The 1,474-nt window shown below is 33.9% G+C and carries 1 protein-coding gene; it reads right to left on the reverse strand.

Annotated features, from left to right (window positions below; all coding sequences use genetic code 11):
- Positions 1–48: 48 nt before the first annotated feature.
- Positions 49–1,410: an MFS transporter gene (locus tag AOG55_RS03455; RefSeq protein ID WP_084779396.1), complete on the reverse strand. Its 1,362-nt coding sequence runs from the start codon at positions 1,408–1,410 to the stop codon at positions 49–51.
- Positions 1,411–1,474: the final 64 nt, after the last annotated feature.

The following is a 1,474-nucleotide window of genomic DNA, read 5'->3' on the forward strand; positions in this document are numbered from 1 at the left end:
CTGGTCATCCATTCCACAAAAACAGCCAGCGCTGCAAATTTGACCCTCTTATGTGTTGGGAAATATTCTCCCTGTATAGGCAATAATAGATATTATTCCAAAGACTATAACGGAATACCCCAGATGTAAAACTGAGTCCATATATGGAAAAATTTCATCAACTGTAAAACTGGTCATCCATTCCACAAAAACAGCCAGCGCTGCAAATTTGACCCTCTTATGTGTTGGGAAATATTCTCCCTGTATTAAAAACGCTATTCCACCACCGCCTATGCCAAAAAATATGAGATAAAATGCAAGCCCCATTAATAGACCTATTGGATAATTTTCTATGTATAATATTCCACCAACTATATCAGATACAGCCATACCTGCAAATCCTAATAATGCTAAAAATCTTCTTCCAGCAATATCTATAAATTTAAAACCAAGAAATGTTGAGGCAACCATAACTGCACTCAGTATCGCAGTTGCTCCTATAGCATAGGCATTTGCTATAGCTTTATTGCTTACTGAGGGGAATATGTGAAGGCTTGAAATTATGTAAGGGCCATAAATTAATGGTATATTCACACCATTGGCTATAATAAATAATCCCATCAATGCACTAACAAAAAAGGCTCTCTTGACGCCTTTTGTTTCCTTATTTCTATTTTTCGTTAAACTATACAGGTAATTATATGCCTCGTTTAAATCCGAATCTGTTGCCTGTATCCCAAATTTTAAAAGATCTTTCTTTACCTTTTCATATTTTTTCTTTAATATTAGCCATCTTGGTGATTCCGGTATTTTAAATCTGAAAATTAAGGCTATTAATGCCGGAATTATAGCAAGGCTGAGTATAATTCTCCAATCCACATTATAAGCTAATTTTGGTAGGTATAGAAACATGAGCATTGCAACAATAAACGATGCAAAAATTCCTATAACTATCATATATTGTTGCATGATTCCAAGCTTACCACGATGTTTTCTGGGAGCAAATTCAGCTATATATGCAGTTGCAACTGCAGAATCGGCACCGATAGCAATACCGATGAATGTTCTTGCAACCATAAGCATTATAACGTTTATTGTTAGTGCTGATAGAAGAGCACCAACTATATAAATTACTATATCAGTTAATAGCAGAAATTTTCTACCAAGTTTATCTGTAATGAAGGATGCTATTAATGCTCCAAATGCGGCACCTAATAATGCCCCAGAGGCAATATAACCAACAACGAAAGGAGATGCATGAATATAATATGGAATAAATATTAGAACAGAACCTATATCAGATTGATCATACCCATATAAAAACCCTCCTATAGTGGCCATTAAAACAAGTGTCCAATAAAACTTGTTCAGATGGCTAGGTTTATTTAATTGCTCAATTACCGGATTTATCTCACCATTGTGTGCTTGCATAATGTTTAAATATACATAAGTATATAAAATATAAAATTTACATGTAAATATTTACTTAAGTTAA

The organism is Acidiplasma cupricumulans (assembly GCF_001402935.1).
GTDB classification, from domain to species: Archaea; Thermoplasmatota; Thermoplasmata; order Thermoplasmatales; family Thermoplasmataceae; genus Acidiplasma; species Acidiplasma aeolicum.